The organism is Vibrio aquaticus (genome assembly GCF_003970385.1).
Lineage (GTDB): Bacteria > Pseudomonadota > Gammaproteobacteria > Enterobacterales > Vibrionaceae > Vibrio > Vibrio aquaticus.
In genome coordinates, this window is sequence record NZ_RXZH01000005.1 from 1 (window position 1) to 24,090 (window position 24,090).

Annotated in this window: 25 protein-coding genes, 2 tRNA genes and 1 rRNA gene; 22 read left to right on the forward strand and 6 right to left on the reverse strand. The window is 44.1% G+C overall.

The genetic code is table 11. The features are described 5' to 3' along the window. The first annotated feature begins 5 nt into the window (after nt 1-5). From rrf to EJ063_RS12125, 3 genes are all read left to right on the forward strand, one after another. Nucleotides 6-121: ribosomal RNA gene (gene rrf, locus EJ063_RS12115) — 5S ribosomal RNA — on the forward strand. A gap of 42 nt (nt 122-163) precedes the next feature. Beyond that, nucleotides 164-240, forward strand: a tRNA-Asp gene (locus EJ063_RS12120). Between the two features lie 34 nt (nt 241-274). Further along, nucleotides 275-351: transfer RNA gene (locus tag EJ063_RS12125), tRNA-Trp, on the forward strand. Nucleotides 352-670: 319 nt separating this feature from the next. Here the strand turns inward: EJ063_RS12125 and EJ063_RS12130 are convergent. Both EJ063_RS12130 and suhB read right to left on the reverse strand, forming a co-directional pair. Continuing rightward, nucleotides 671-2,197 (reverse strand): phospholipase D family protein, encoded by a 1,527-nt coding sequence (locus EJ063_RS12130; protein WP_126574546.1) that lies wholly within the window; start codon nt 2,195-2,197, stop codon nt 671-673. 191 nt (nt 2,198-2,388) lie between these two features. Then, nucleotides 2,389-3,192, reverse strand: coding sequence for an inositol-1-monophosphatase (suhB, locus tag EJ063_RS12135; protein WP_126574547.1), 804 nt, complete (start codon nt 3,190-3,192; stop codon nt 2,389-2,391). Between the two features lie 178 nt (nt 3,193-3,370). Here suhB and trmJ point away from each other — a divergent pair, with 178 nt between their 5' ends. From trmJ to fusA, 12 genes are all read left to right on the forward strand, one after another. Further along, on the forward strand, nt 3,371-4,096 hold the full coding sequence (gene trmJ, locus EJ063_RS12140) for a tRNA (cytosine(32)/uridine(32)-2'-O)-methyltransferase TrmJ (protein WP_126574548.1): 726 nt from the start codon (nt 3,371-3,373) through the stop codon (nt 4,094-4,096). A gap of 120 nt (nt 4,097-4,216) precedes the next feature. Continuing rightward, nucleotides 4,217-4,723 (forward strand): Fe-S cluster assembly transcriptional regulator IscR, encoded by a 507-nt coding sequence (iscR, locus tag EJ063_RS12145; RefSeq protein WP_126574549.1) that lies wholly within the window; start codon nt 4,217-4,219, stop codon nt 4,721-4,723. Between the two features lie 28 nt (nt 4,724-4,751). Then, a complete protein-coding gene (locus EJ063_RS12150) occupies nt 4,752-5,966 on the forward strand; it encodes an IscS subfamily cysteine desulfurase (RefSeq protein WP_126574550.1) in 1,215 nt (404 codons plus the stop codon). Nucleotides 5,967-6,012: 46 nt separating this feature from the next. Further along, on the forward strand, nt 6,013-6,396 hold the full coding sequence (gene iscU, locus EJ063_RS12155; protein ID WP_126574551.1) for a Fe-S cluster assembly scaffold IscU: 384 nt from the start codon (nt 6,013-6,015) through the stop codon (nt 6,394-6,396). A 60-nt stretch (nt 6,397-6,456) separates the two neighbouring features. Next, entirely contained in the window at nt 6,457-6,780 is a 324-nt protein-coding gene (gene iscA / locus EJ063_RS12160) for an iron-sulfur cluster assembly protein IscA (RefSeq protein ID WP_126574552.1), read from the forward strand. A 57-nt stretch (nt 6,781-6,837) separates the two neighbouring features. Further along, nucleotides 6,838-7,353, forward strand: coding sequence for a co-chaperone HscB (gene hscB / locus EJ063_RS12165; protein WP_126574553.1), 516 nt, complete (start codon nt 6,838-6,840; stop codon nt 7,351-7,353). A gap of 19 nt (nt 7,354-7,372) precedes the next feature. Further along, nucleotides 7,373-9,226 carry a Fe-S protein assembly chaperone HscA gene (gene hscA, locus EJ063_RS12170; protein ID WP_126574554.1) on the forward strand — a complete coding sequence of 618 codons (1,854 nt, stop codon included), beginning with the start codon at nt 7,373-7,375 and terminating at the stop codon, nt 9,224-9,226. An 11-nt stretch (nt 9,227-9,237) separates the two neighbouring features. Beyond that, on the forward strand, nt 9,238-9,576 hold the full coding sequence (fdx, locus tag EJ063_RS12175; protein WP_126574555.1) for an ISC system 2Fe-2S type ferredoxin: 339 nt from the start codon (nt 9,238-9,240) through the stop codon (nt 9,574-9,576). Between the two features lie 51 nt (nt 9,577-9,627). Next, nucleotides 9,628-9,822 carry a Fe-S cluster assembly protein IscX gene (iscX, locus tag EJ063_RS12180; protein ID WP_004412998.1) on the forward strand — a complete coding sequence of 65 codons (195 nt, stop codon included), beginning with the start codon at nt 9,628-9,630 and terminating at the stop codon, nt 9,820-9,822. 150 nt (nt 9,823-9,972) lie between these two features. After that, on the forward strand, nt 9,973-11,271 hold the full coding sequence (pepB, locus tag EJ063_RS12185; RefSeq protein WP_126574556.1) for an aminopeptidase PepB: 1,299 nt from the start codon (nt 9,973-9,975) through the stop codon (nt 11,269-11,271). Between the two features lie 71 nt (nt 11,272-11,342). After that, nucleotides 11,343-11,768 carry a nucleoside-diphosphate kinase gene (ndk, locus tag EJ063_RS12190; RefSeq protein WP_126574557.1) on the forward strand — a complete coding sequence of 142 codons (426 nt, stop codon included), beginning with the start codon at nt 11,343-11,345 and terminating at the stop codon, nt 11,766-11,768. Between the two features lie 226 nt (nt 11,769-11,994). Next, nucleotides 11,995-14,082 carry an elongation factor G gene (fusA, locus tag EJ063_RS12195; protein WP_126574558.1) on the forward strand — a complete coding sequence of 696 codons (2,088 nt, stop codon included), beginning with the start codon at nt 11,995-11,997 and terminating at the stop codon, nt 14,080-14,082. 183 nt (nt 14,083-14,265) lie between these two features. On the opposite strand, the gene EJ063_RS12200 is transcribed toward fusA, so the two are convergent. Then, nucleotides 14,266-15,198, reverse strand: a complete 933-nt coding sequence (locus EJ063_RS12200; RefSeq protein ID WP_126574559.1) for a LysR substrate-binding domain-containing protein — start codon at nt 15,196-15,198, stop codon at nt 14,266-14,268. A gap of 97 nt (nt 15,199-15,295) precedes the next feature. Here EJ063_RS12200 and EJ063_RS12205 point away from each other — a divergent pair, with 97 nt between their 5' ends. Continuing rightward, on the forward strand, nt 15,296-15,502 hold the full coding sequence (locus EJ063_RS12205) for a DUF1127 domain-containing protein (protein ID WP_126574560.1): 207 nt from the start codon (nt 15,296-15,298) through the stop codon (nt 15,500-15,502). A gap of 2 nt (nt 15,503-15,504) precedes the next feature. Here EJ063_RS12205 and EJ063_RS12210 read toward each other — a convergent pair whose 3' ends face one another. From EJ063_RS12210 to EJ063_RS12220, 3 genes are all read right to left on the reverse strand, one after another. After that, on the reverse strand, nt 15,505-16,404 hold the full coding sequence (locus EJ063_RS12210) for a LysR substrate-binding domain-containing protein (RefSeq protein ID WP_126574561.1): 900 nt from the start codon (nt 16,402-16,404) through the stop codon (nt 15,505-15,507). A gap of 105 nt (nt 16,405-16,509) precedes the next feature. Next, nucleotides 16,510-18,195, reverse strand: coding sequence for an AMP-binding protein (locus EJ063_RS12215; RefSeq protein WP_126574562.1), 1,686 nt, complete (start codon nt 18,193-18,195; stop codon nt 16,510-16,512). 132 nt (nt 18,196-18,327) lie between these two features. Beyond that, nucleotides 18,328-19,065 carry a helix-turn-helix domain-containing protein gene (locus EJ063_RS12220; RefSeq protein ID WP_126574563.1) on the reverse strand — a complete coding sequence of 246 codons (738 nt, stop codon included), beginning with the start codon at nt 19,063-19,065 and terminating at the stop codon, nt 18,328-18,330. A 439-nt stretch (nt 19,066-19,504) separates the two neighbouring features. On the opposite strand from EJ063_RS12220, the gene EJ063_RS12225 reads away from it, so the two are divergent. The 6 genes from EJ063_RS12225 to EJ063_RS12250 all read left to right on the forward strand — a co-directional run bounded on the left by EJ063_RS12225 (nt 19,505) and on the right by EJ063_RS12250 (nt 24,085). Then, nucleotides 19,505-19,684 (forward strand): Flp family type IVb pilin, encoded by a 180-nt coding sequence (locus EJ063_RS12225; RefSeq protein ID WP_126574564.1) that lies wholly within the window; start codon nt 19,505-19,507, stop codon nt 19,682-19,684. Between the two features lie 109 nt (nt 19,685-19,793). Then, nucleotides 19,794-19,961, forward strand: a complete 168-nt coding sequence (locus tag EJ063_RS12230) for a Flp family type IVb pilin (RefSeq protein ID WP_126574565.1) — start codon at nt 19,794-19,796, stop codon at nt 19,959-19,961. Nucleotides 19,962-19,985: 24 nt separating this feature from the next. Then, on the forward strand, nt 19,986-20,504 hold the full coding sequence (locus EJ063_RS12235) for an A24 family peptidase (protein ID WP_126574566.1): 519 nt from the start codon (nt 19,986-19,988) through the stop codon (nt 20,502-20,504). A 16-nt stretch (nt 20,505-20,520) separates the two neighbouring features. Then, a complete protein-coding gene (locus EJ063_RS12240) occupies nt 20,521-21,867 on the forward strand; it encodes a DUF8689 domain-containing protein (protein ID WP_126574567.1) in 1,347 nt (448 codons plus the stop codon). Then, nucleotides 21,864-22,607, forward strand: a complete 744-nt coding sequence (gene cpaB, locus EJ063_RS12245) for a Flp pilus assembly protein CpaB (protein WP_126574568.1) — start codon at nt 21,864-21,866, stop codon at nt 22,605-22,607. Before EJ063_RS12240 ends, cpaB begins: the two co-directional genes overlap by 4 nt. 8 nt (nt 22,608-22,615) lie before the next feature. Then, the gene (locus EJ063_RS12250) at nt 22,616-24,085 is read left to right on the forward strand and encodes a type II and III secretion system protein family protein (RefSeq protein WP_126574569.1); all 1,470 of its coding nucleotides are present in this window, start codon (nt 22,616-22,618) and stop codon (nt 24,083-24,085) included. Nucleotides 24,086-24,090: the final 5 nt, after the last annotated feature.

Consider the following 24,090-nt stretch of genomic DNA (forward strand, 5'->3'; position numbering starts at 1 on the left):
ATTTGCTTGGCGACCATAGCGATTTGGACCCACCTGATTCCATGCCGAACTCAGAAGTGAAACGAATTAGCGCCGATGGTAGTGTGGGGTTTCCCCATGTGAGAGTAGGACATCGCCAGGCTTTAAATTATGGAACCATGCCCAAGGGTATGTTTACCACTGCGGAGTGGTAGTTCAGTTGGTTAGAATACCGGCCTGTCACGCCGGGGGTCGCGGGTTCGAGTCCCGTCCACTCCGCCACTAATTTGAGAGTCGTCTCAATAAATACGAAGATAGGGGTGTAGCTCCAATTGGCAGAGCAGCGGATTCCAAATCCGCGTGTTGGGAGTTCGAATCTCTCCACCCCTGCCATATCTAAGGCCTTAGTCGAAAGACTAAGGCCTTTTTGCTTTTATATTTAAAGATGCTAATACAGAGCAGCGGATTCCCCGATTTACCAAAACAGCGCGTGTTGGGAGTTCGAATCTCTCCACCGCTGCCATATACTAAGCCTCAGCAGAAATGCTGGGGCTTTTTTACATCTGTTGTTTCTATGAAGCAATGTTAGGATAATTAGGCGTCCCCCTGGATCGCCAGCCTGGTCAAATCTCCGGAGTGCTGTATTTAAAGCTCTAGACTGCGCATCTCGGTAGAAAGGTCAGAGCCTAACTATTACCTCTATAGTTAGTGTTTACAAAATACTTTTGGGAACAATCCTTCTAAGCTTTACGCCTATTCTTTTCATAAGGCTCACTTCATCGTCAGGGTTAAAGTCTTCGGTTACACGCCAAGCATTTTCAGGTTCCATTTCTACGAGCATTGACTCTTTGACACTTGATGTGATTTCAGGTGATTCAATGACAGTAAAACTTTCGGTATTAAGGTTTGCACTGCGTGGATCAAAGTTATAGGTGCCGACTACCGTAATATGATCATCAATGGTCATTGTTTTGGCGTGTAGCCCAAAGATCGGTGTTGTTGGCAACTTCTTAAACATATGCTCAGTCATGACTCTTTGCCGTACTTTCGCATCGGGCTTAAATTCATAGATTTCTACCCCTGTACTTAGTAAAGCGGCACGATCTCTTTGGTAACCGCTGAACGCTTCAAGGTTATCGTTGGATGCTAAGCTGTTCGTCAGTATCTTAATCTCAATACCTGAATCTACTAATTGTCTGAGAAACTTACGATCAGAGCTTGTAGTGACCAAGTAAGGGGTTTGGATAAGTATGTTATTCTCAGCTTGTTCAGCGAGTTCAACCAACTTACCTTTTGTTATACTTCCACCACCTAAAAAGTTTTGCTGATCGTTCTTTCCGGGTTTATCTGAGATGTATTCAACACGTTCTACGAATCTAAAACGCCCTTGTTCCATTAAGTGGTTGAAGGTTTTTGGCACCTTTTCAATTTCAGCTCTGATTTCAGGGTGAAAATTGCCAGGGTTGCATGCATAGGAATGGAGTCGACTGAAATCTGGGTTCTTAGGATGCGGGTTCTCATCTACAAGTTGCTCGACCGGGACACTAATATCACTATTCCAAAACGTGTTAAATGAATCTTCAACATCAGATACAACTTGTCCAGCTAAGAAGACATCTCTATCTCTAAAGTTATACTCATGGTCGAATCCAAAGTACTCATCTGCAATGTTACGTCCACCAGTAATGGCTATTTGGCTATCGGCGAGGAAAACTTTATTGTGCATTCTTTGGTTTAAGCTATGAAAGTCGGTGAGAAGAGTTCCAAGCTTGTCTACAATGTTCTTGCCAATGTTAACGTTCGGGTTATAGATTTTAATCTCTATATTTTCGTGAGCGGCAAGCATGAGTAATTCGTCCCCCCTTGCGCCTAACATGATGTCATCAATCAGCACTCTCACTCTTACACCACGTTCGGCGGCTTGCACAAGATAATCAGTCGCTATGAGTCCGATATTATCGACAGAGAAGATAAAGTACTGAATATCAATTGAGTGTTCAGCTCGTTCCGTTATCCAAGCTCTCGACATCATGGCTTCCGCGCCTTGTTCTAAAACATAAACGCCAGATTGTGAGGAGAGTTTCGATTGGAATGGATCAAGAAAATGGGACAGAGGAAGAGGCTGAGCTACTTCTAGTGATTCACAATAATTTTGATTTGAAAGAGGGACGCTATCTTTAATCGGGCTACAGCCACCTAATAAAAGAGTGAGTGAACAAAAAAATGAGGATTTCTTCATAAGCTAAACGTGAATTAGTAGTCCATTAATCTTTTTACGCCAAGCCGAATTGCCTACCGCATATTAAATATACAACTCTTATTCATAGGGTACAGGTGGAGTGGAAGATCTTTTGAACTTCTTCCAAATGTAAAAAAGCCCTACTCAATAATGAGTAGGGCTTTTGAATCTCAGCAGTGACGGAGCTTTAATTATTTAAGTAGAGCTTCGTTACCATTTTCTCGGATGTGCTTAAGCATACCTTTCACACCGCGAGCGCTAGATGCAACAACGTTACCAGACTTCATGTAATCTGTACCGCCAGCAAAGTCAGTCATGATCGCACCCGCTTCACGAGCGATTAGGTCGCCTGCAGCGATATCCCATGGCTTAAGACCTAGCTCGAAGAAACCGTCAACGCGGCCAGCTGCGAGGTAACACAGGTCTAGTGCAGCAGAACCAGTGCGACGGAAATCGGCACAATCTACGAATAGAGAAGACATGATCTTGAAGTAAGATTCAGAGTGCTGCTTCTGCTTGTATGGGAAACCTGTCGCTAGGATAGTACCTTGAAGGTCTTTTAGCTGTTTTACGCGGATACGAGCATTGTTTAGCTGAGCGCCAGCACCACGTTGTGCAGTGAAGAGCTCGTTTTGCATTGGATCGTAAACACATGCAACTTCAGTTTTGCCCTTGAAGCGTACAGCGATTGATACAGAGAAGTGTGGTAAACCTTTTACAAAGTTTGATGTGCCATCCAGCGGGTCGATGATCCATTGTACTTCTTTATCTTTACCTTCAATTACGCCGTTTTCCTCAGCAATAATACAGTGCTCAGGGTAAGACGCTTGAATAGTATCAATAATGATAGTTTCCGCTTCTTTGTCTACGTTTGTAACAAAGTCATTCGTGCCTTTCTGAGTAGATTCGATCTTCTCAGCATTTTCTAAAGATTTAGCAATATGGTTGCCAGCTTTTCGTGCAGCACGAATAGCGATATTAAGCATTGGATGCATACTAATTTCCCAACGGATGTTAAAGAACAGAAAAACGGGCGGCAGTATACCAGATAAATCAGCAAATGGAAGTGGTTAATTTTTGTCCTGTCGTTCTTTAAGCAAGAAAGGGTCTGACCATTTTAGTCAGGTATATGGTACTATCTTGCAGCTTTATTATTAGTCTTAGGATTTATCAATGCTACACAACGTAAAAGTTGTCCTTGTAGGGACGTCGCACTCTGGAAATATTGGTTCAGCAGCTCGTGCAATGAAAGTAATGGGCTTAACTAACCTAGTGCTTGTTGACCCACAATGTCGCGTTGATGAACAAACTCTCGCCTTAGCGGCTGGAGCGGCAGATATTGCCGAAAATGCTAAGATCGTCAGTACGCTCAGTGAAGCTGTTGAAGATTGCGCATTAGTCGTAGGTTCAAGTGCACGCTCACGTACGCTTGAGTGGCCAATGTTAGAGCCTCGTGAGTGTGGTAAAAAGTTTGTAGAAGAGGGAGAGAACGCTCCTGTTGCTCTTGTGTTTGGTCGTGAACGTACCGGTTTAACCAATGAAGAACTACAAACTTGTCACTATCATGTATGTATTCCAGCTAACCCTGAATATAGCTCTCTCAATCTCGCGATGGCGGTACAGACATTGAGCTATGAGGTTCGAATGGCTTACCTAGACCGTGAAGAAAGCCAATATGAGCCTCAAGAGCAGGCAGAGTACCCAAGACATAAAGAGCTAGAAATGTTCTTTACACACCTTGAAAAGGTCACCGTTAAGACCCAATTTATCAGTGAAGAACAGCCAGGTAAGGTGATGAACAAACTTCGCCGCTTGTTCAATCGAGCAAGGCCTGAAGCTCAAGAGCTAAATATCCTGCGTGGTGTTTTGACTGCGATTGAAAAGAGCATTAGTAAGTAGCATAAGTCCATATTTTCTCGATGGTTAAATACCTGACTAAATTAGTCAATTAAATACTTGACCATTTTAGTCGGGTATGAAAAAATTCATACCATATAAACGGTGTGGATATGGTGTTATATGAGACTTACATCTAAAGGAAGATATGCAGTGACAGCCATGTTAGATGTGGCTCTGCATTCGCAGCAAAACCCAGTGCCTTTGGCGGATATTTCTGAGCGTCAAGGGATTTCATTGTCTTACTTAGAGCAGCTTTTCTCTAAATTGCGTAAAGCTGGACTAGTAGCGAGTGTACGTGGACCAGGCGGTGGTTACCGACTAGGTGAAGATGCGTACTCGATTGCAATCGGAACAGTGATTGCTGCCGTCGATGAATCGGTTGACGCAACGAAGTGTAACGGAAAAGGCGATTGCCAAGGCGGCTCTCGCTGTTTAACTCATACACTGTGGCGTGATTTGAGCTCACGCATTAGCGACTTCTTGAATAACATCACTCTAGGCGAGTTGATGAAAGACAATGAAGTATTAGAAATTTCTGATCGACAAGATCTCGATCTTGCCGTGAATCATGGGTTTGCAAATAAAAATACCAACACCGCGCCCATCGGTGTCAACATCCGCAATTAAGCGGTTGCCTGTTACATTGGAGTAGAAAATGAAACTGCCTATTTATTTAGATTATTCAGCGACTTGTCCTGTTGATCCTCGTGTAGCTGAAAAAATGGTTCAGTACATGACTATGGACGGTACGTTTGGCAACCCAGCATCACGCTCACACCGTTACGGCTGGCAGGCAGAAGAAGCAGTTGATACTGCGCGCGAGCAAATCGCAGATCTTTTAAATGCAGACCCTCGTGAAATCGTATTTACATCTGGCGCAACTGAGTCAGATAACCTTGCAATCAAAGGTGCAGCTCATTTCTACTCTAAGAAAGGCAAGCACGTAATTACTTGTAAGACTGAGCACAAAGCAGTTCTAGACCCATGTCGTCAACTTGAGCGTGAAGGCTTTGAAGTGACTTACCTAGAGCCAGAGTCAAATGGCCTGATCGACATGAAGAAACTTGAAGCAGCAATGCGTGACGACACTGTGCTTGTTTCAATCATGCATGTGAATAACGAGATCGGCGTAATCCAAGACATTTCATCTATCGGTGAACTATGTCGTGAGCGTAAGATCGTATTCCACGTTGATGCAGCTCAATCAGCAGGTAAGCTTCCAATCGATGTTCAAGAGATGAAAGTTGATTTGATCTCTATGTCGGCACACAAAATTTATGGCCCTAAAGGTATTGGCGCACTGTATGTTCGTCGTAAGCCTCGTATTCGCCTAGAAGCACAAATGCATGGCGGTGGTCACGAGCGTGGTTTCCGTTCAGGTACGCTACCTACTCACCAGATCGTGGGTATGGGTGAAGCTTTCCGTGTTGCGAAAGAAGACATGCAGAAAGACTTTGAGCACGCACTAGCATTACGTAACCGTCTGCTAGATGGTGTAAAAGATCTTGAAGCAGTAACGGTTAACGGTGATCTTGAACAGCGTGTGCCGCATAACCTAAACGTAAGTTTTGCTTTCGTTGAAGGTGAGTCTTTACTGATGTCTCTGAAAGACCTAGCGGTATCTTCAGGCAGTGCTTGTACATCTGCAAGTCTAGAGCCATCTTACGTTCTTCGTGCTCTTGGTCTTAATGACGAATTAGCACACAGTTCAGTTCGTTTCTCTTTCGGTCGATTCACGACGGAAGCAGAGATTGACTACGCAATCGAACAAATTCGTACTGCAGTAACTAAACTGCGCGACATGTCTCCTCTATGGGATATGTACAAGGAAGGAATTGACCTAGATACGGTTGAGTGGGCACACCACTAATCGACGGTTATTCCCAGAAGTTAATAGAGGATTCGAGGTAAAAATCATGGCATATAGCGAAAAAGTAATTGATCACTACGAGAACCCACGTAACGTTGGTTCATTTGATAAAGAAGATCCAGCGGTAGGCAGCGGTATGGTCGGTGCTCCAGCGTGTGGTGACGTAATGAAGCTTCAAATTAAAGTAACGCCAGATGGCATTATCGAAGATGCGAAGTTCAAAACATACGGTTGTGGTAGTGCAATCGCGTCAAGCTCACTTGTAACTGAATGGGTTAAAGGTAAGAGCATTGATGAAGCAGCGGCGATCAAAAACGCTGAGATTGCAGAAGAACTAGAGCTTCCACCAGTGAAAGTTCACTGCTCAATCCTAGCGGAAGATGCTATCAAAGCAGCAGTCGCTGATTACAAGAAAAAACATCAAGAATAAGGTTATAATGGGAGGCTAAGTCTCCCATTCATTCGCAATATAGACAAACTAAGGTGCAGTATGGCCATCACAATGACAGAAACCGCGGCAAGTCGCGTTAGAACATTCCTAGAAAACCGAGGCAAAGGTATCGGTCTACGTTTGGGTGTTAAAACGACCGGCTGTTCTGGTATGGCTTACGTACTTGAGTTTGTTGACGAGCTAAACGAAGAAGATTCTGTTTTTGAACATGAAGGCGTTAAAGTCATCATCGATCAAAAAAGCCTAGTTTATTTAGATGGCACAGAATTGGATTACGTAAAAGAAGGCTTGAATGAAGGGTTTGAGTTCAACAACCCAAATGCTAAAGGCGAATGTGGTTGTGGTGAAAGCTTCAACGTTTAATTGATAGCACCTGTGAGTTCACCACTCACAGGTTTCATACCAAGGACCGAATTCTCAATGAATTATTTCGAATTATTTGGGCTACCAAGTCAGTTTCAGCTGGATGGTAGCCTTCTTTCTTCACAGTTCCGTGAACTTCAAAAGCAATTCCACCCAGACAACTTTGCGACCGCATCAGAGCGCGATCGTTTAATGGCTGTGCAAAAAGCGGCTGAAATTAATGACGCTTACCAGGTGCTAAAGAACCCCATTTCTCGTGCAGAATACTTGCTGTCACAAAATGATGTCGATATTCGTGGTGAGCAACAAACAATGCAGGATCCTATGTTCTTAATGGAGCAAATGGAGCTGCGTGAAGAACTGGAAGGTATCTCATCTAGCTCCGATCCCGAAGACGCTTTGTTCGATTTTGAAAGCAAAGTGAGCAAGATGTTTAAGCAACAGTTGGCAGCAACTGAGCAACAGCTTAGTGATTCAGATTGGCCTCAAGCCGCTGATAGCGTGCGCAAGCTAAAGTTTATCGCCAAACTAAAACACGAAATTGAACTAGTGGAAGACAAGCTCCTCGGCTAGAGAATAACAAGGACCACTCATGGCATTACTTCAAATAGCGGAACCGGGTCAAAGCTCGGCACCTCATGAGCATAAACTTGCAGCAGGTATCGATTTAGGCACGACGAACTCATTGGTTGCATCGGTGCGTAGTGGCGATGCGGCAACCTTAAAAGATCAGAACGGTCAGAGCATTCTACCTTCAGTCGTTAACTACGCGGGTGAAACGCCAGTCGTTGGCCAATCTGCCAAAGCCCTGTCTGAACAAGACCCATCGAATACCATTATCTCAGTAAAACGCTTGCTAGGTCGTTCTCTGGATGATATCCAGAAACGTTACCCAAATTTACCTTACCAGTTTAAAGCGAGTGACAATGGTTTACCTGTTCTTGAAACTCAAGCTGGCGATAAGAACCCAATTGAAGTTTCTGCTGATATTCTAAAGTCTCTTGGTCAACGAGCAGAGCAAACCTTAGGTGGTGAGCTTGCTGGTGTTGTTATTACGGTTCCGGCTTACTTTGACGATGCGCAGCGTGCAGGCACAAAAGACGCCGCTAAGTTGGCAGGCATGCATGTTTTACGCTTACTAAATGAGCCAACAGCAGCAGCAATCGCTTATGGTCTAGATTCGGGTCAAGAAGGCGTTATTGCCGTTTACGACCTAGGTGGTGGTACGTTTGATATTTCAATCTTGCGTTTGTCTAAAGGTGTGTTTGAAGTATTGGCGACTGGCGGTGACTCTGCGTTAGGTGGTGATGACTTTGACCACTTACTTGCTGAGCACTTGATGGATCAAGCTGGCCTTGAAGCGCCATTATCTCCTGAAAAGACTCGCGCATTACTTAACATCGCAACTGAGACTAAGATTGCTTTCTCTGAGAAGGAGAATGTTTCCGTTGACGTCTTTGGTTGGAAAGGCAGTGTTAGCCGTGAAGAGTTTGAAGAGCTTATTCGCCCTCTTGTTAAGAAAACACTGATGTCGTGTCGCCGCGCTCTTAAAGATGCAGAAGTTGACTCCGATGAAATCCTAGAAGTGGTTATGGTTGGTGGTTCAACTCGTACCCTGCTAGTACGCGAGATGGTCGGTGATTTCTTTGGCCGTAAACCGCTGACAAGCATTAACCCTGACGAAGTCGTCGCAATCGGTGCTGGTATTCAAGCTGATATCCTTGCTGGCAACAAACCAGATGCTGAGATGTTGCTTCTGGATGTCATTCCACTTTCACTCGGTATCGAAACCATGGGTGGTTTAGTCGAGAAAATTGTCCCTCGTAACACCACGATACCAGTTGCTCGTGCACAGGAATTTACCACCTTTAAGGATGGTCAAACTGCGATGAGTGTTCACGTTGTCCAAGGGGAGCGTGAAATGGTTGACGATTGTCGCTCTCTTGCTCGATTCTCACTAAAAGGTATCCCTGCGATGGCAGCGGGTGCTGCACATATCCGCGTCACTTACCAAGTGGATGCCGACGGCTTATTGTCAGTCACTGCGATGGAAAAGAGCACCGGTGTACAATCTGAAATTCAAGTTAAGCCATCTTACGGTTTGAGTGATAACGAAGTGGCAGACATGCTCCGTGATTCAATGACTTATGCGAAAGATGACATGCTCGCTCGAGCATTGGCCGAGCAACGTGTGGAAGCGGATCGTGTGATTGAAGGCTTGATTGCTGCGATGCAAGCCGATGGTGATGAATTATTGTCAGAGTCAGAGCGACAAGCGTTAATTCAAGCGATTGAAGCACTTATCGAACTGCGCAATGGTGGTGATGCTGATGCGATTGAGCAAGGCATCAAAGATACAGATAAGGCGAGCCAAGATTTTGCTTCTCGCCGTATGGATAAATCGATTCGAGCTGCCTTGTCAGGTCAATCAGTAGATGATATTTAAGAGATAGAGTTATGCCTAAGATTATTGTATTACCGCACGAAGACCTATGCCCAGAAGGCGCGGTTCTAGAAGCAAACACAGGTGACACAGTTCTTGATGTAGCGTTGAAAAACGGTATCGGTATTGAGCATGCATGTGAGAAATCTTGCGCATGTACTACTTGTCACCTTGTGATCCGTGAAGGATTTGATTCTCTAGAAGAGAGTGACGAGCTTGAAGATGACATGCTTGATAAAGCTTGGGGCTTAGAGCCTGAATCTCGTCTAGGCTGTCAGGCTAAAGTTGCCGATGAAGACCTAGTGGTCGAGATTCCAAAATACACCCTGAACCACGCATCAGAAGATCATTAATCTTCAATTCTAATTCACAATAGACTACCGCAGAGTAGAAGGAAGGCAGCAATGAAATGGACAGATTCGCGAGATATTGCGATTGAGCTATGCGATAAGTTTCCTGAGACAGATCCTAAAACGGTTCGTTTTACCGATCTGCATCAGTGGATCACTGAATTAGAAGAGTTTGATGATGAGCCAAATCGCTCAAATGAAAAGATTTTGGAAGCTGTAATTCTATGTTGGATGGATGAAATGGATTAACCCTAACGGGAAACCTCTCTCAGTTAACAAAATTTACTAAAAATAACGGACCTTAGGGTCCGTTTTTTTATCAATTTAACATTAAAGTGTTAACATCCAGACGTGAATAGAAAAAGGCGTAGACAACGCCGGTACAGACAAGGAGAAACCATGTCTACACAGATGTCAGTATTTCTAAGCCAAGATCAAGCAGCGTCACATTGGGGCGAGAACGCGATCTTATCATTTTCAGAAGATGGTGCCGTTGTTCATCAGGGCAAAAAGCATGATCTTGGTGTTATTCAACGCGCGGCTCGTAAGCTAGACAGTCAAGGTATCGCTTCCATTTCTCTAGAAGGGCCAGGCTGGGATCTAGAGAGCATCTGGGCTTTTCATCAAGGTTACCGCGGCCCGAAGAAAGCGAATCAGTTTGAGTGGCAAGCACTTACTGAAGCCGATCAAGCTGAGTTGACCGCACGCATTAAAGCGACAGACTTTACTCGCGATATTATTAATAAACCAGCGGAAGAAGTGGCGCCTCGTCAACTTGCGACTATGGCTGCAGAGTTTATTAAGTCAGTCGCCCCTGAAGGCACGGTTAAAGTACGCATTGTAAAAGATAAAGATCTTTTAGCGGAAGGCTGGCAAGGGATATACGCAGTAGGTCGTGGTTCTGAGCGTACTTCAGCAATGCTCCAACTCGACTTTAACCCAACAGGTGATGAAAATGCGCCTGTGTTTGCTTGTTTAGTAGGTAAAGGTATTACCTTTGATTCAGGCGGTTACAGCATTAAGCCATCTGGTTTTATGACGGCTATGAAAGCCGATATGGGCGGTTCTGGCACCATTACTGGTGGTCTAGGTCTAGCGATCATGCGTGGTTTAAATAAACGCGTGAAGCTTATCCTATGTTGTGCAGAGAATATGATCTCTGGCCGAGCTCTTAAGCTTGGTGACATCATTACTTATAAAAATGGTAAGACCGTTGAAATCATGAACACTGACGCAGAAGGTCGTTTAGTTCTTGCTGATGGTCTGATGTACGCAAGTGAACAAAATCCTGAGCTTATCATTGATTGTGCAACATTAACGGGCGCAGCGAAAAATGCGCTTGGAAATGATTACCATGCATTAATGAGCTTTGACGATGAGCTATCACACCAGGCTCTAACAGCGGCTCGTGAAGAAAAAGAAGGCTTATGGCCTCTGCCTTTAGCGGATTTCCACCGTGGAATGTTGCCATCAAACTTTGCTGATCTCTCTAATATTAGCAGTGGCGATTACTCTCCAGGCGCTAGTACAGCAGCGGCGTTCCTTTCTTATTTTGTTGAAGACTACAAAAAAGGTTGGCTGCATTTTGACTGTGCGGCAACGTATCGTAAGTCAGCGACAGATAAGTGGGCTGCAGGCGCTACCGGTGTCGGTGTACGTAGCTTGGCAGGTCTCCTTATTCAGCAAGCAAATAAATAATACCTCGACCTAAGAGGCCGAAGAGCCTCTTCTTTATTATTCAAAAATTGATATAACGAAAGGATTACCTTATGGCTCTAGAAAGAACGTTTTCTATCGTTAAGCCCGATGCAGTAGAACGTAACTTAATCGGTGAAATTTATCACCGTATCGAAAAAGCTGGCCTACAAATCATTGCCGCTAAGATGGTTCACCTAACGGAAGAGCAGGCGAGTGGTTTTTACGCTGAACACGAAGGCAAGCCATTTTTCCCAGCACTTAAAGAGTTCATGACTTCTGGTCCTATTATGGTTCAGGTACTAGAAGGTGAAGGCGCTATTGCTCGTTACCGTGAGCTAATGGGTAAAACCAATCCAGAAGAAGCGGCGTGCGGAACAATTCGTGCTGATTACGCAATCAGCATGCGCTATAATTCAGTTCACGGTTCAGACAGTCCGGAATCTGCAGCTCGTGAAATTGAGTTCTTTTTCCCAGAGTCGGAAATTTGCCCACGATAAAGTCGGGGCATAGCAACAACAGATATGCTGCTTATATTGGTTATAGGCAGCATTTTTATTCTGAAAAGACACCACTAATTAGCGCTGATTCGACACGTATCGTGTGAAATAACTGCTAGTATTGGTGGGAAAAGTTTTTTTACATACAGAGCACGCAAGGGTATCAGTCTTGACAGATTGTGATATACTCTGCGCGCAATTTATACCTTATAAACAGAGTAAGACAATGGCAGATTTATCAAAGTACAGAAACATTGGTATTTTCGCGCACGTTGATGCGGGTAAAACTACCACCACTGAGCGTATTCTTAAGCTTACTGGTAAAATCCACAAAACTGGTGAAGTACACGACGGTGAGTCTACAACTGACTTCATGGAACAGGAAGCTGAGCGCGGTATTACTATCCAGTCAGCTGCGGTAACTTGTGAGTGGGATGGCCACCGCCTAAACGTTATCGATACTCCAGGACACGTTGACTTCACAGTAGAAGTATACCGTTCACTGAAAGTACTAGACGGCGGTATCGGTGTATTCTGTGGTTCTGGTGGTGTTGAGCCTCAGTCAGAAACAAACTGGCGTTACGCGAACGACTCAGAAGTTGCTCGTCTGATCTTCGTAAACAAACTAGACCGTATGGGTGCAGACTTCTTCAACGTTGTTGATCAAGTGAAGAACGTTCTTGGCGCAAACCCACTAGTTATGACTCTGCCAATCGGTCGTGAAGACGATTTCGTTGGTGTTGTAGACGTACTAAACCGTAAAGCTTACGTTTGGGATGACACAGGTCTACCAGAAAACTACGAAATTCAAGATGTTCCAGCGGACATGATTGATGACCTAGAACAGTACCGTGAAGAGCTAGTTGAAACTGCTGTAGAGCAAGACGACGACCTAATGGAAGCGTACATGGAAGGTGAAGAGCCTTCTATCGAAGACCTTAAGCGTTGTATCCGTAAAGGTACACGTGACCTAGCGTTCTTCCCAACGTTCTGTGGTTCTGCGTTCAAGAACAAAGGTATGCAACTTATCCTTGACGCTGTTGTAGATTACCTACCAGCTCCAGCAGAAGTTGATCCTCAGCCTCTAACAGATCCAGAAACTGGTGAGCCAACAGGCGAAGTTGCTACTGTATCTGCAGATGAGCCACTAAAAGCGCTAGCATTCAAGATCATGGATGACCGCTTTGGTGCACTAACATTCGTTCGTATCTACTCAGGCCGTCTGAAGAAGGGTGACACTATCCTTAACTCAGCGACTGGTAAGACTGAACGTATCGGCCGTATGTGTGAAATGCAAGCGGACGAGCGTAACGAACTTACTGAAGCACAAGCTGGTGATATCATCGCTATCGTTGGTATGAAGAACGTTCAGACTGGTCACACTCTATGTGATCCTAAGCACGAATGTACTCTTGAAGCTATGATCTTCCCAGAACCAGTAATCTCTATCGCTGTATCTCCAAAAGATAAAGGCGGTTCAGAGAAGATGGGTATCGCTATCGGTAAGATGGTTGCAGAAGATCCATCATTCCAGGTTGAGACTGACGAAGAGTCTGGCGAAACTATCCTGAAAGGTATGGGTGAACTTCACCTAGACATCAAGGTAGACATCCTTAAGCGTACTTACGGCGTTGAGCTAGAAGTAGGTGCTCCACAGGTAGCTTACCGTGAAACTATCACTCAAGCAGTTGAAGATAGCTACACGCACAAGAAGCAGTCTGGTGGTTCTGGTCAGTTCGGTAAGATCGATTACCGCATCAAGCCAGGTGAAGCAAACTCAGGCTTCACGTTCAAATCAACAGTTGTTGGTGGTAACGTACCTAAAGAATTCTGGCCTGCAGTTGAGAAAGGCTTTGCGTCAATGATGGATACTGGTGTTCTAGCTGGCTTCCCAACTCTAGACGTTGAAGTTGAACTATTCGACGGTGGTTTCCACGCAGTTGACTCTTCAGCTATCGCTTACGAAATCGCTGCTAAAGGCGCATTCCGTCAGTCTATGCCTAAAGCGGGTGCACAACTTCTTGAGCCAATCATGAACGTTGATGTATTCACTCCAGAAGACAACGTTGGTGACGTAATCGGTGACCTTAACCGTCGTCGTGGTATGATCAAAGACCAACAAGCTGGTACTACAGGCGTTCGTATTAAAGCAGACGTTCCTCTATCAGAAATGTTTGGTTACATCGGTCACCTACGTACTATCACTTCTGGCCGTGGTCAGTTCTCTATGGAATTTGGTCAATACGCACCATGTCCACAGAACGTTGCTGAGCAAGTAATCGCAGAAGTTAAAGAGCGTAACGAGAAGAAGTAATTCTTTAAGTTAGCTAGATAGCTTTTAAAGCCCCAGTCGAGAGATTGGGGCTTTTCTTTTTGTAAGAGATAAAGCTTGCCGATCTGATAGAGAAGCGCAATATATGCGGTCATTCCATAGAGTGACGAAGGAGCGAGTAGGGAATCTCTAAGAGTTTTCGGTTCGCTTCGAGATAATCTTAATTCACCGACGGCTACTAGCATCGATAATATCTAAACCTAACTCATCTAGGTTTCTATACTCTTCAGCTTGATCAAAAATCCAATCACAGAAGCGTTTGATTTTCTCTCTTTTAAAATAAGCGCTTGGTGCGCATAGGAAATAATTATAATCAGTTCTTTGGGCTAGATTGCCAATCCTTACCAGTTTCCCTTCTTCTATATAGCGTTGAGCTAGCGTGTGCTTGGCTAAAGCAACCCCTTGTACGGCGAGTGCCCCTTCTAGGACAAAATGGGAACCATTGTATTTGAGCGTGGGTTTCGATGCTTTGTGACCGACGTTGTTCAGCCATATACCCCAATCAAGATCGCGCCAATAATCCTCAATCAGATCTGCTCCAGTCAGGTCACTTAACTCATAGATACCATGTTGCTCTTGATAAATGGGGTGACACACTGGATAGAGCAGTTCTTCAACCAATAATTGCGAAGTAATATTTGGGTAGTCGCCTGGTCCATATCGGATACAGACATCAAGATTAGAGTTTTGAAAGTCTGCGAGCTCACTAGTAGGTTCGATCATGAGCTCTAAGTCAGGGTTTTGCTGCCGAAAGTGACCAATTCGAGGTACGAGCCAGTGTTGAGCAAAGGAAGGCAGTGTCGAAATAGACAGTTGGCTCGGATTTGGGTCTTGGTTTATTTGTCGTATGCCTCGATGTAAGTGCTCAAACCCTCTTTGAGCCTGATCGAACAGGATTTCCCCTTCCATGGTGAGGGTGACCTTACGATGTTGCCTTAGAAAAAGTTCAGTACCTAAAAAGTCTTCAAGCTGACGAACTTGCTGGCTAATTGCGGCAGCGGTGACATACAACTCTTGAGCGGCCAGCTTAAAACTTCCCAGCTTCGCCGCGGTATAGAAGTAGTAGATTCCTTGCAAAGGTGGAAGTCGATCTTTCACTTTAGTTTTCCTTAACTGAAGGTCAATTTGTATCGTTTGAGCAAGATAGGCTAATGGTTAATCATTTAGTTACTGAATGCAAGGAAGGAGATTAACTATGGAAACCTTAGAATTTAGCCGTAAAGAAAGACTTTTTAGTTCATGCTATTCGGGTAAAAAAATCTTAACTAAGCTGAAGTGCTGGTGGCGTAATTTTAGAACTCGTAAGCAACTTTCTAACCTGCCTGAACACTTACTAAAAGATGTCGGCTTAACTAAAGAGCAAGCACATCAAGAGAGTATTCGGCATTTCTGGGATGAGTAAATTTACTCTGCGATCTCACTGTGTAGCCAGTTAGTGAAAGCTTTAATTCGTTGTCGGCGAGGGGATTCATCATTATAGAAAAGATTAAATTGAACCCCCGGGGTCATGCCAATCTCAAAAGGTTTGATGAGTAACCCTCGCTCAACGTAATCACTGGCCAAAGAGTCTGAAGCCAAACAGGCTCCATGGCCCGCCATAACCGCATTCATGGCATGATCAAAGGTACTGACATCCATCCATTGTACTGATTCTTTATCCATCTTAACTCCAGCCTGAGCGAACCAAGTTTGCCAAGGATAACCACCAGATTCATAGTGAATGAGCCAAGTTTTGAGTAACTGTTCAGGGCCAATTAACGAGAGATGCTCGGCTAAGTTCGGTGAGCAGAAAGGGTAAATAGTTTCTTCAAACAAAAACTCTTTGTGTAACTTGAGCGCGTTGTTGCCCTCTAATGTTTCTTCTTGCCAAATGGCAATATCGGCATCGCCTTGCTTTAGATTAGGGGCATCACAACTGGTGACCACTCTGATTGGGATATTTGGGTATTGAACAGAGAATTTCCAAAGCCTAGGTAAGAGCCATCGGGAAGCAAATGAGGGAGTAGAGCTTACGCAGAGTATGCCATCAATGGGCTCACTTTGAATTTGGTTTAGGCCTGTTACGATGCTTTCTAAGCCTTGGGATACGTGTTTATAGAGCGTCTTTCCTTGCTCTGTTAGGCGCATGTCTCGACCGTCACGCATAAATAGCTTACACCCAAGTCCCTCTTCGAGCTGACGTATTTTCTGACTGACGGCCGCCTGACTAATAAACAGTTCTTCAGCTGCTCGGCTGTAACTATTCAGCCGTGCTGCGACTTCAAAATAGCGTAGGCCAGGTAGGTGGTGCAGCCTTGCGTCCATAAATCGTCCCTAACAATAAAAATATCTAACAAGGAATAATAAATACATTTGTTAGAAAAGCAAAAAAGGAGAGGCAAGCTCTCCTTTTGTATCGGTGTTTAGGCGTTATTCTTCCCAAACGACAAGTTGACCTTTTGGCCAGCTTTGCCCCATGTCATGATATTTCTGTTCAAGTACATGACGTTTGATTTTTAGTGTTGGTGTAAGGATACCGTTCTCGATGCTCCAAGGGTCTTTGATCATCAATACCCCTTTGATCTGTTCATGAGATTCGAGCTCACTGTTCATTCTCGCCACGACTTTCTCAGTCGTGCGTTCATAACGTTTGCGATCAAAGTTAGGGAAATCATGAGGAACGACCAGAAGAATTGGTGCAGGTAGGCCTAGGCCAATCAAACACATCATTTCTACACGGCTGTACTCAAACAGTTTCTTCTCAATTGGCACTGGAGCAACAAACTTACCTTTTGCGGTTTTAAAGTTGTCTTTTTTACGGCCTTGAATGGTTAGGTAGCCGTCACTGTCAATTGAGCCGATATCACCCGTATGAAGCCAGCCTTCACTATCAAATGACTCTTGTGTGGCAATGTCATTTTTGTAGTAACCAGAGAACAAGCCTTTACTGCGAACCATGATCTCATCGTCTGCGGCAATCTTAAGTTCGACGCCTGGGCCAGCATTACCGACACTACCTATCTTTCCTGCGTGGAATGGGTAGTTAAGAGTGCTGTAGGCGAAAGATTCGGTCATGCCCCAAGCTTCGGTGATATTCAAACCGACACTGTGGTACCAATCGAGTAGTGCAGGCGAGACTGGCGCAGAACCACAGCCCAGAACTCGCGCCTGATCGAGCCCTAAACCATCCGCCAACTTTTTCTTAATTAAAGAGTTAACGAAAGGAATCTTAAGCAGGATATTGAGTTTCTTTTGCGGCAACTTATCTTGGATTCGTTGTTGGAATAGCGTCCATAAGCGAGGCACTGATATAAACAGTGTTGGACGGTGCATTTTTACATCTTCAATAAAGGTATCTAGAGACTCTGGGAAGGCCGTTTGAACACCACCAAGAATCGATGAACCAAAGATGTAAACACGCTCTGTAATGTGAGCCAAAGGTAAGTACGAGAAGAGGCGATCATTCTCTTGAATGCCAATGTGATTGATCAATTGCTGCACTGACCAACTGAACGCTCCATAGGTCAGCATTGCTCCTTTAGGAAGCCCTGAGGTTCCAGAGGTGTAGACCAAAGACATCAGCTTATCATCATAATGCTCTGGACGATGTTCACTTGGCTGATGCTTATCAATTAAGTCTTTGTATTGATGCTGACAGCTTGGTGCAGTGTCGTACGGTAGCGCAATGGTTACAACGTTCGTGTTCGCATCGATGACTTGTTGAGTTGCTGCAGGGTCATCCAATTTACCCGCAATGAGTACTTTACTCTCACTGTGTGTTAAGCAGTACTCAATCGTGTCTGCCCCTGCAGTTGGAAAAATAGGGACACTGACAAAATCACCGAGCATCATCGCTAAGTCACTAATAAACCATTCGGCACAGTTTTTAGAGATAAGAGCGACTTTATCACCAGGTTTAACGCCTAAATCATTGAGTGCACTCACAAGCTTTAATGCTTGCTCCGCAACATCACTGTAGGTGAACTCAACAAATTGACGGTTGATGATCTGTTTTAGATAGACTTCATTTGGGCGTTCGGCAGCCCATTTTAAAATCATTTCGTTTGGGGGTGGGAGAGCACAAGTCGGTTTGCTCAACTCGTTAGGCTGAATCATTCTCTAACTCCGTGTTATTGGCAAAGTTATGCTTATTTTTATTGTTAATGGAATGTTAACTCTAGCATGTAAGTGAAACAGTAGGGAAGTAAATGTCGGTGGTTTCCTTTCTATCTTGTGATAGCAATACCGTTAATGCAGTTGTCGGTAAGCCGCAGGTGTAATCCCTGTTTTCTTTTTGAATATTCTAGAAAAATAAGAAACATCGTTATAACCACACTGAAAAGCAATGAATGAAATTTTCTCTTTTCGGTAGTTTGTGAGTAATTGCTTTGCGAGGCCAATTCGCTTGAGAGTCAGGTAATCACGGAAGCTCACGCCAATCGTTTTATGGAAGAACTTAGAAAAGTAGGTCACTGAATAGTGGCAGTAATCCGCCACATCCTCTTCTCGTATTGTCCTTGATAAGTTCTTATCGATATACATCAGCATTTCAACCAAGTCTTTACTTATGTGCTTCTTACCAGGTTGATTGGAGAGTTTATTGAGGTCCAATATGTCTTGGTGCTGAGTGAGTTGATACGCCACTTGCTTGTTAAGTTCGTCTGACCACAACTGGGTGTCGGTTTCATTGAGAAGAAGAGTTGAAAATACCACGTCGAGATCAACAATGTCGGAAGATGGTTGTTGGTTGCAGATAAGGATGATGTGCTTGTCTAGATTTTGGCAAAGTCTGACGGTCGTCGCAAACAGAGAGTGGAAGGGTTCCTCGTAGTAAAAAAAGCAGAATTGAATATCAGGCTCGCTCAGTACAGAGACGTCATAGCCATAATCCAGTAAGTGGAAATAGCGTTCGATATCTCTAACGGTATCTTTGTTTACGTAGGTGACTGATTGACCAATCCAGTAGCCTTTATGTAATACATCCACTGTTTATTGTCCTATCTTTTTTTGAGCGATAAGAATGATCCAATGACCTCAGTTTAGTCTGTGAATGACGAGTTCACCAAATCGCTATTGACTGTATTAAATTTAAATGGGTTAATTTTGTGGATCAGTATCACCTTTTTGTTCAAGGTTAATCTTGTCAAGTATCATAAATGAGAATGTATTGATTGTGCGAATGAGCGCGTGAGGGTTTTTATTCAAATCTATGATATGTAATTCAAATGCACTAGAAATAGAATAATAGATCTAATTATTTCGTTCTAAATATAGACATATAATATAGGTTGAATGGTGAATATAAGTGTAACGGAGTGGCAAGAAAGTGCTAGAAATAGACATAATAATCCTAACCACTCCTTTATAAATTCTTCTAAATTATCAATAAGCGTTACAGCTTAATGAACTTTGGAAGGAGACAATCATGAGCAAACTAATTAAAAACATTTCTAAATTTATGAAGGACGAAGAAGGTCTAACAGTCGTTGAATACGTTGTAGGCGCAGGTTTGATTGTTATCGCACTAGCCGCCGTGTTTGATAACTTAGGTACACTTCTGCAAGGTGAGTTGGCTACAATCTTCGACGAACCAGCAGCAGGTTAAATCTGATTTCTCATAGATTAAGCAACTTATAGAATTCCTACTATGATTACTTGAGGCTTGTCATGCTAAACCTAAGCATGACAAGCCTCAATTGCTACTGGGGGTTATTATGGCTGTTTTTTTATCTGTGAGAGCGTTTTTTAAAGATGAGTCTGGGCTAACTGTTGTCGAGTACGTTGTTGGTGCTGGTTTGATGGTCGTAGGGCTTGCTGGGTTATTTTTAGCATTTAGTGATACATTAATTGCTGAAATGAATACTATTTTCCAAACAGATTAGATAGTTTGAATAAGGGCCGCCTTTATGAACTATCTTATTTGGTTCGTCTTATTTATTGTTGCAGTCAGTGATGCGAGAGAGCATCGCATTCCTAATTATTTATTACTCACTATCCTCATCCTTTCTGCTGTAGATAAAATTATCTATAGTCCAGATTTATCATTTCTTTTTTACTCATTTCTTACTGGTATTACTTGCTTTATTGCCTCGCTGCTCCTTTACTTTTTAAGAGTCATGGCGCCTGGGGATGTAAAACTTTTGGGTGTTATTGGCTTTTGGGTTGGAAGCGAGCATATCGTGGGGACGGTTTACTGGATCGGTGTTTCTAGCGTGGTTGTTGGTCTTTTGTATGGGTTGCTGAGGCTAGCGGATTCTCCAGGACAATTTAAAACTTTAGTCAATAAATACACCATGCTTGCTCAGTTTGGGGCTAGTGGGGCCAAAACATTACAGACAAAGAAAAAGATGAGTGAACACTATCGTATGCCGTTTGCTCCTGTTGTAGTGATTGGGTTAGCTATGCACTTCTATTTTCTGAATTAATAGCAAAGGGGGCACCATGGTCCAGACGAAGACTGCATCACGTCATAGAACTGAGCTCACGCCCCAAGCAACAGAGCCACCTGTGCCGACCACGTTTGATGAACTCGGCATACCGAAAGCAGTGGTTGAAAATCTGGTGATTAAGCATATCGCCGCCTACCCTAAATCAGACATTCTGCAACTCACCAAACTCTTGTGTATCAACAGCCATATGATTGAAGATGTGATTGCTGGGCTTCGATCCAAATCACTAGTGGAAGTATTCCAAGCGGCACCAACGACATTTTCAGTGCAATCTACTGGTCATGTTCGATATGGACTGTCTGAGGCCGGCTTACAAGAAGCTGATGTTGCTTTTGCTAAAGATGCGTATTTAGGCCCAGTTCCTGTTTCGCTCACTCACTATAGCCAAATGGTAGAGGCTCAAGATGTAAGAGCTCAAATGGTGAATCGCGCGGATGTAGAGCACGCGCTCTCTGATGTGTTAGGCGCGCACAGAATGGTTGGGGTGCTTGGCCCGGCAATTAACTCTGGCAGAGCACTATTGTTATACGGTAGTGCAGGTTCAGGTAAAACTTTCGTTGCGACTAAAATTCTTAACTCCCTCAATACGTCGGTCTACATTCCTTATTCTGTATTCGCTATGGGGAACATCATTAAGGTGTTTTCTCCTCAGCATCATAAGAAAGTTCGCAGTGACGAGATTCAATCCATAACCTTTAAAGAGCACTTTGATCGCCGTTGGGCGCTGTGTGAGCGACCAAGCATTCAGGTGGGGGGGGAGCTCACCATGGAGATGCTTGAAGTCAATCACAGCGAACACAACAAAGTGTGGATGGCACCATTACAGATGATGGCGAACAACGGCATTTTCATTATTGATGACTTGGGGCGTCAGCCAATGCCGGTCGATACTTTGTTGAACCGTTGGATTGTCCCTATGGAGTATTTCTATGACTATCTCAATCTGCCAAATGGTCAACAAATATCCATTCCATTTATTCTCACGTTAGCCTTTTCTACGAACTTAGATCCAGAAAAGATCAGTGACCCTGCGTTTTTACGTCGACTAGGTTACAAGATCCAATTTGGGCCTCTGCTGGAGCAAGAGTATCGACAGCTCTGGGAGATCATTTCAAATTCAAAAAATTTATCCCTGTCGGAAGGGGCTTTCGATACTTTATTTGATTTACACCGTCAGCATGACGTTGGCTTTTTCCCTTGTCTACCAAAAGACATTGTAGGGATCAGCCGAGATATCATTGTATTTGAAGAAGTTGAGCCTGTTATCTCTCCTGAAATAGTCAACCGCGCATGGGAAGTATATTTCACCGCTGATGGTAAAGGAGGAGGAGCTCGATGAGTCGAAATCAAGTCATATTATTATTGTTGCTTTCTATTGCCTTCGGTTTAGGTGCCGTATTTTTTGCTAAGCAATGGATGGACAGCCAACTTCAGCCGCAGACTGAAGTTGAAGTGGTTGAACGAGAGCCTGTCATCATAGCGGCACAAGAAATATTAGCGGGCACAATCATTGAAGAGCAGCATATTTCTAGCAAGTTGCTTGAGAAAGATTGGCGAAATGAGCAGCAATATACGCAGGCAGAAGAGCTGCTTGGGCAGGTGGTCGCTAATACCATCTACCCGGGAGAGATCATTCACCCAGGTCGCCTTTCATCAAGTGGCGAGGGGGCGACGTTGGCTTCTTTGATCCCTGAAAATAAGAGAGCAGTAACGATCAGGGTAAATGATGTCATTGGTGTCGCAGGTTTTCTATTACCGGGGAATAAAGTCGATATTTTAAGTACGGTTAAATATGGAAAAAACTCCGCCTCAACGTCTACGGTCTTAAAAGAAATCAAGGTGTTGGCCGTCGATCAAACGGCAAGAACGAAAGAAAATAAACCAGTCATCGTTCGAGCGGTCACTTTGGAGGTCTCGCCAAGAGAGGCAGAAAAATTGCTGTCGGCACAAAGTCGAGGAAGTATCCAATTAACTCTACGAAACCCTTATGACGAAGAAAAAGCCGTCAAACGATATGTCGCCCCGAGTGTTACGATTATCAAGGGGACAGAATCTAGCAATATCCGAGTCAAGGATTGAGGTGAGCTATGAGAAAAATACTATTTGTAATCATCATTTCGCTTTTAAGCAGTGGTACTAGCTTTTCAGCGACACAGTCGGGGAAAATCGTCACAGTTCCTCATCATAAATCGACTCACGTCACTTTGGCTGGGAAAGCGAAGAGGGTGTCTCTAGGGGATCCTGATGTACTTGATATTGTTATGCTGAAATCCGACGAACTCTTTTTGATTGGTAAGAAACTGGGCTCCACCAATTTAATGGCGTGGGATAGCCGGGGTCAGTTAATTGAGTCAATCAATATTGAAGTGACCCATGATCTTAATAGCTTGAAAGCAAAGCTGTATGAGTTTCTACCAGACGAACAAATTGAAGTGCATAGTGCGCAGAATCGTTTGATATTAAGTGGTCAAATTAGCTCGCAATCGGCAATGAATATTGCACTTCGAGTGGCAGAAACATACTCATCGGGTGATGTCGCCGATGTGGGTAACGATTCGCTCAGTAAGCAGGTGAATGATACTGGCGTGATTAACTTGATGACGATTGGCGGCGCGCAGCAGGTCATGCTTGAAGTGACGGTTGCTGAAGTGCAACGCAGCTTAGTGAGAAAGTTTGATGCCAATTTCCACTTTTTCCAAACCAGTGGTGGTAACTTCAACTGGGGGGGAACCTCTGCTGGTGGCGTCATTGATGATGTTAATGGGATCATTGGACCAATCTTCAATGCGCCAGGGGTTGAAAGCACGGGCTTGTTAGGCACTTTTATTGACAGCAATACTTTGTTTACCTTTGCCCTCGATATCGCTAAACAAAATGGTACGGCGAAGGTGTTAGCAGAGCCTAACTTAACCGCATTAAGTGGCGCTAAAGCCGAGTTTCTAGCGGGTGGTGAGTTCCCCATTCCTGTCCCTGATGATGATGGTATCACCATCGAGTATAAAGAATATGGTGTGGGCCTGAAATTCATCCCAACGGTGCTTTCAGACAAGAAAATCAATCTCAATTTGGCCGTGGACGTGAGTGAAATTGCGACATCTACGTCACTGACACTTGCTCCAGGAGGAACAAATGGGACGTATGTCATTCCTCCTATTACTCGCCGCAGTGCCTCTTCCACACTTGAACTCGCAGACGGGCAAACCATAGGTATTGCTGGGCTGCTGAGTGAAAACGTGCGTGATGTGGTGGAAGAAATGCCTGGGTTCAGTGATATCCCAGTCCTTGGTCAAATGTTTAACAGCCAAGAATATATTTCCGGTGAAACTGAACTCGTGATTCTAGTGACGCCAAGATTGGCCCAGCCGGTAGACCGCAGAAAAATTACGCTGCCGACGGAATCTTTTGTTGAGCCAAATGATTTTGAATATTACCTATTGGGTCGAGGGGCTTATATTGCTCCACTTAACAATGAACAGCCGTCATCAGAAGAAAATATTGGAACATTTGTTGACAACTCTAAAGGTGGCACTGAAGGCACCTTTGGTCACAGTCTTTAAGGAGG

Excerpts from the sequence above, each read along its gene's own strand:
- iscR (WP_126574549.1), top strand. The coding sequence starts at position 4,217 with ATGAGACTTACATCTAAAGGAAGATATGCAGTGACAGCCATGTTAGAT.
- EJ063_RS12240 (WP_126574567.1), top strand. The coding sequence starts at position 20,521 with ATGGTCCAGACGAAGACTGCATCACGTCATAGAACTGAGCTCACGCCC.
- iscU (WP_126574551.1), top strand. The coding sequence starts at position 6,013 with ATGGCATATAGCGAAAAAGTAATTGATCACTACGAGAACCCACGTAAC.
- ndk (WP_126574557.1), top strand. The coding sequence starts at position 11,343 with ATGGCTCTAGAAAGAACGTTTTCTATCGTTAAGCCCGATGCAGTAGAA.
- suhB (WP_126574547.1), bottom strand. The coding sequence starts at position 3,192 with ATGCATCCAATGCTTAATATCGCTATTCGTGCTGCACGAAAAGCTGGC.
- EJ063_RS12210 (WP_126574561.1), bottom strand. The coding sequence starts at position 16,404 with ATGGACGCAAGGCTGCACCACCTACCTGGCCTACGCTATTTTGAAGTC.
- pepB (WP_126574556.1), top strand. The coding sequence starts at position 9,973 with ATGTCTACACAGATGTCAGTATTTCTAAGCCAAGATCAAGCAGCGTCA.
- fdx (WP_126574555.1), top strand. The coding sequence starts at position 9,238 with ATGCCTAAGATTATTGTATTACCGCACGAAGACCTATGCCCAGAAGGC.
- EJ063_RS12150 (WP_126574550.1), top strand. The coding sequence starts at position 4,752 with ATGAAACTGCCTATTTATTTAGATTATTCAGCGACTTGTCCTGTTGAT.
- cpaB (WP_126574568.1), top strand. The coding sequence starts at position 21,864 with ATGAGTCGAAATCAAGTCATATTATTATTGTTGCTTTCTATTGCCTTC.
- EJ063_RS12235 (WP_126574566.1), top strand. The coding sequence starts at position 19,986 with ATGAACTATCTTATTTGGTTCGTCTTATTTATTGTTGCAGTCAGTGAT.
- EJ063_RS12250 (WP_126574569.1), top strand. The coding sequence starts at position 22,616 with ATGAGAAAAATACTATTTGTAATCATCATTTCGCTTTTAAGCAGTGGT.
- EJ063_RS12130 (WP_126574546.1), bottom strand. The coding sequence starts at position 2,197 with ATGAAGAAATCCTCATTTTTTTGTTCACTCACTCTTTTATTAGGTGGC.
- EJ063_RS12225 (WP_126574564.1), top strand. The coding sequence starts at position 19,505 with ATGAGCAAACTAATTAAAAACATTTCTAAATTTATGAAGGACGAAGAA.
- fusA (WP_126574558.1), top strand. The coding sequence starts at position 11,995 with ATGGCAGATTTATCAAAGTACAGAAACATTGGTATTTTCGCGCACGTT.
- hscB (WP_126574553.1), top strand. The coding sequence starts at position 6,838 with ATGAATTATTTCGAATTATTTGGGCTACCAAGTCAGTTTCAGCTGGAT.
- iscX (WP_004412998.1), top strand. The coding sequence starts at position 9,628 with ATGAAATGGACAGATTCGCGAGATATTGCGATTGAGCTATGCGATAAG.
- EJ063_RS12215 (WP_126574562.1), bottom strand. The coding sequence starts at position 18,195 with ATGATTCAGCCTAACGAGTTGAGCAAACCGACTTGTGCTCTCCCACCC.
- EJ063_RS12230 (WP_126574565.1), top strand. The coding sequence starts at position 19,794 with ATGGCTGTTTTTTTATCTGTGAGAGCGTTTTTTAAAGATGAGTCTGGG.
- trmJ (WP_126574548.1), top strand. The coding sequence starts at position 3,371 with ATGCTACACAACGTAAAAGTTGTCCTTGTAGGGACGTCGCACTCTGGA.
- hscA (WP_126574554.1), top strand. The coding sequence starts at position 7,373 with ATGGCATTACTTCAAATAGCGGAACCGGGTCAAAGCTCGGCACCTCAT.
- iscA (WP_126574552.1), top strand. The coding sequence starts at position 6,457 with ATGGCCATCACAATGACAGAAACCGCGGCAAGTCGCGTTAGAACATTC.
- EJ063_RS12205 (WP_126574560.1), top strand. The coding sequence starts at position 15,296 with ATGGAAACCTTAGAATTTAGCCGTAAAGAAAGACTTTTTAGTTCATGC.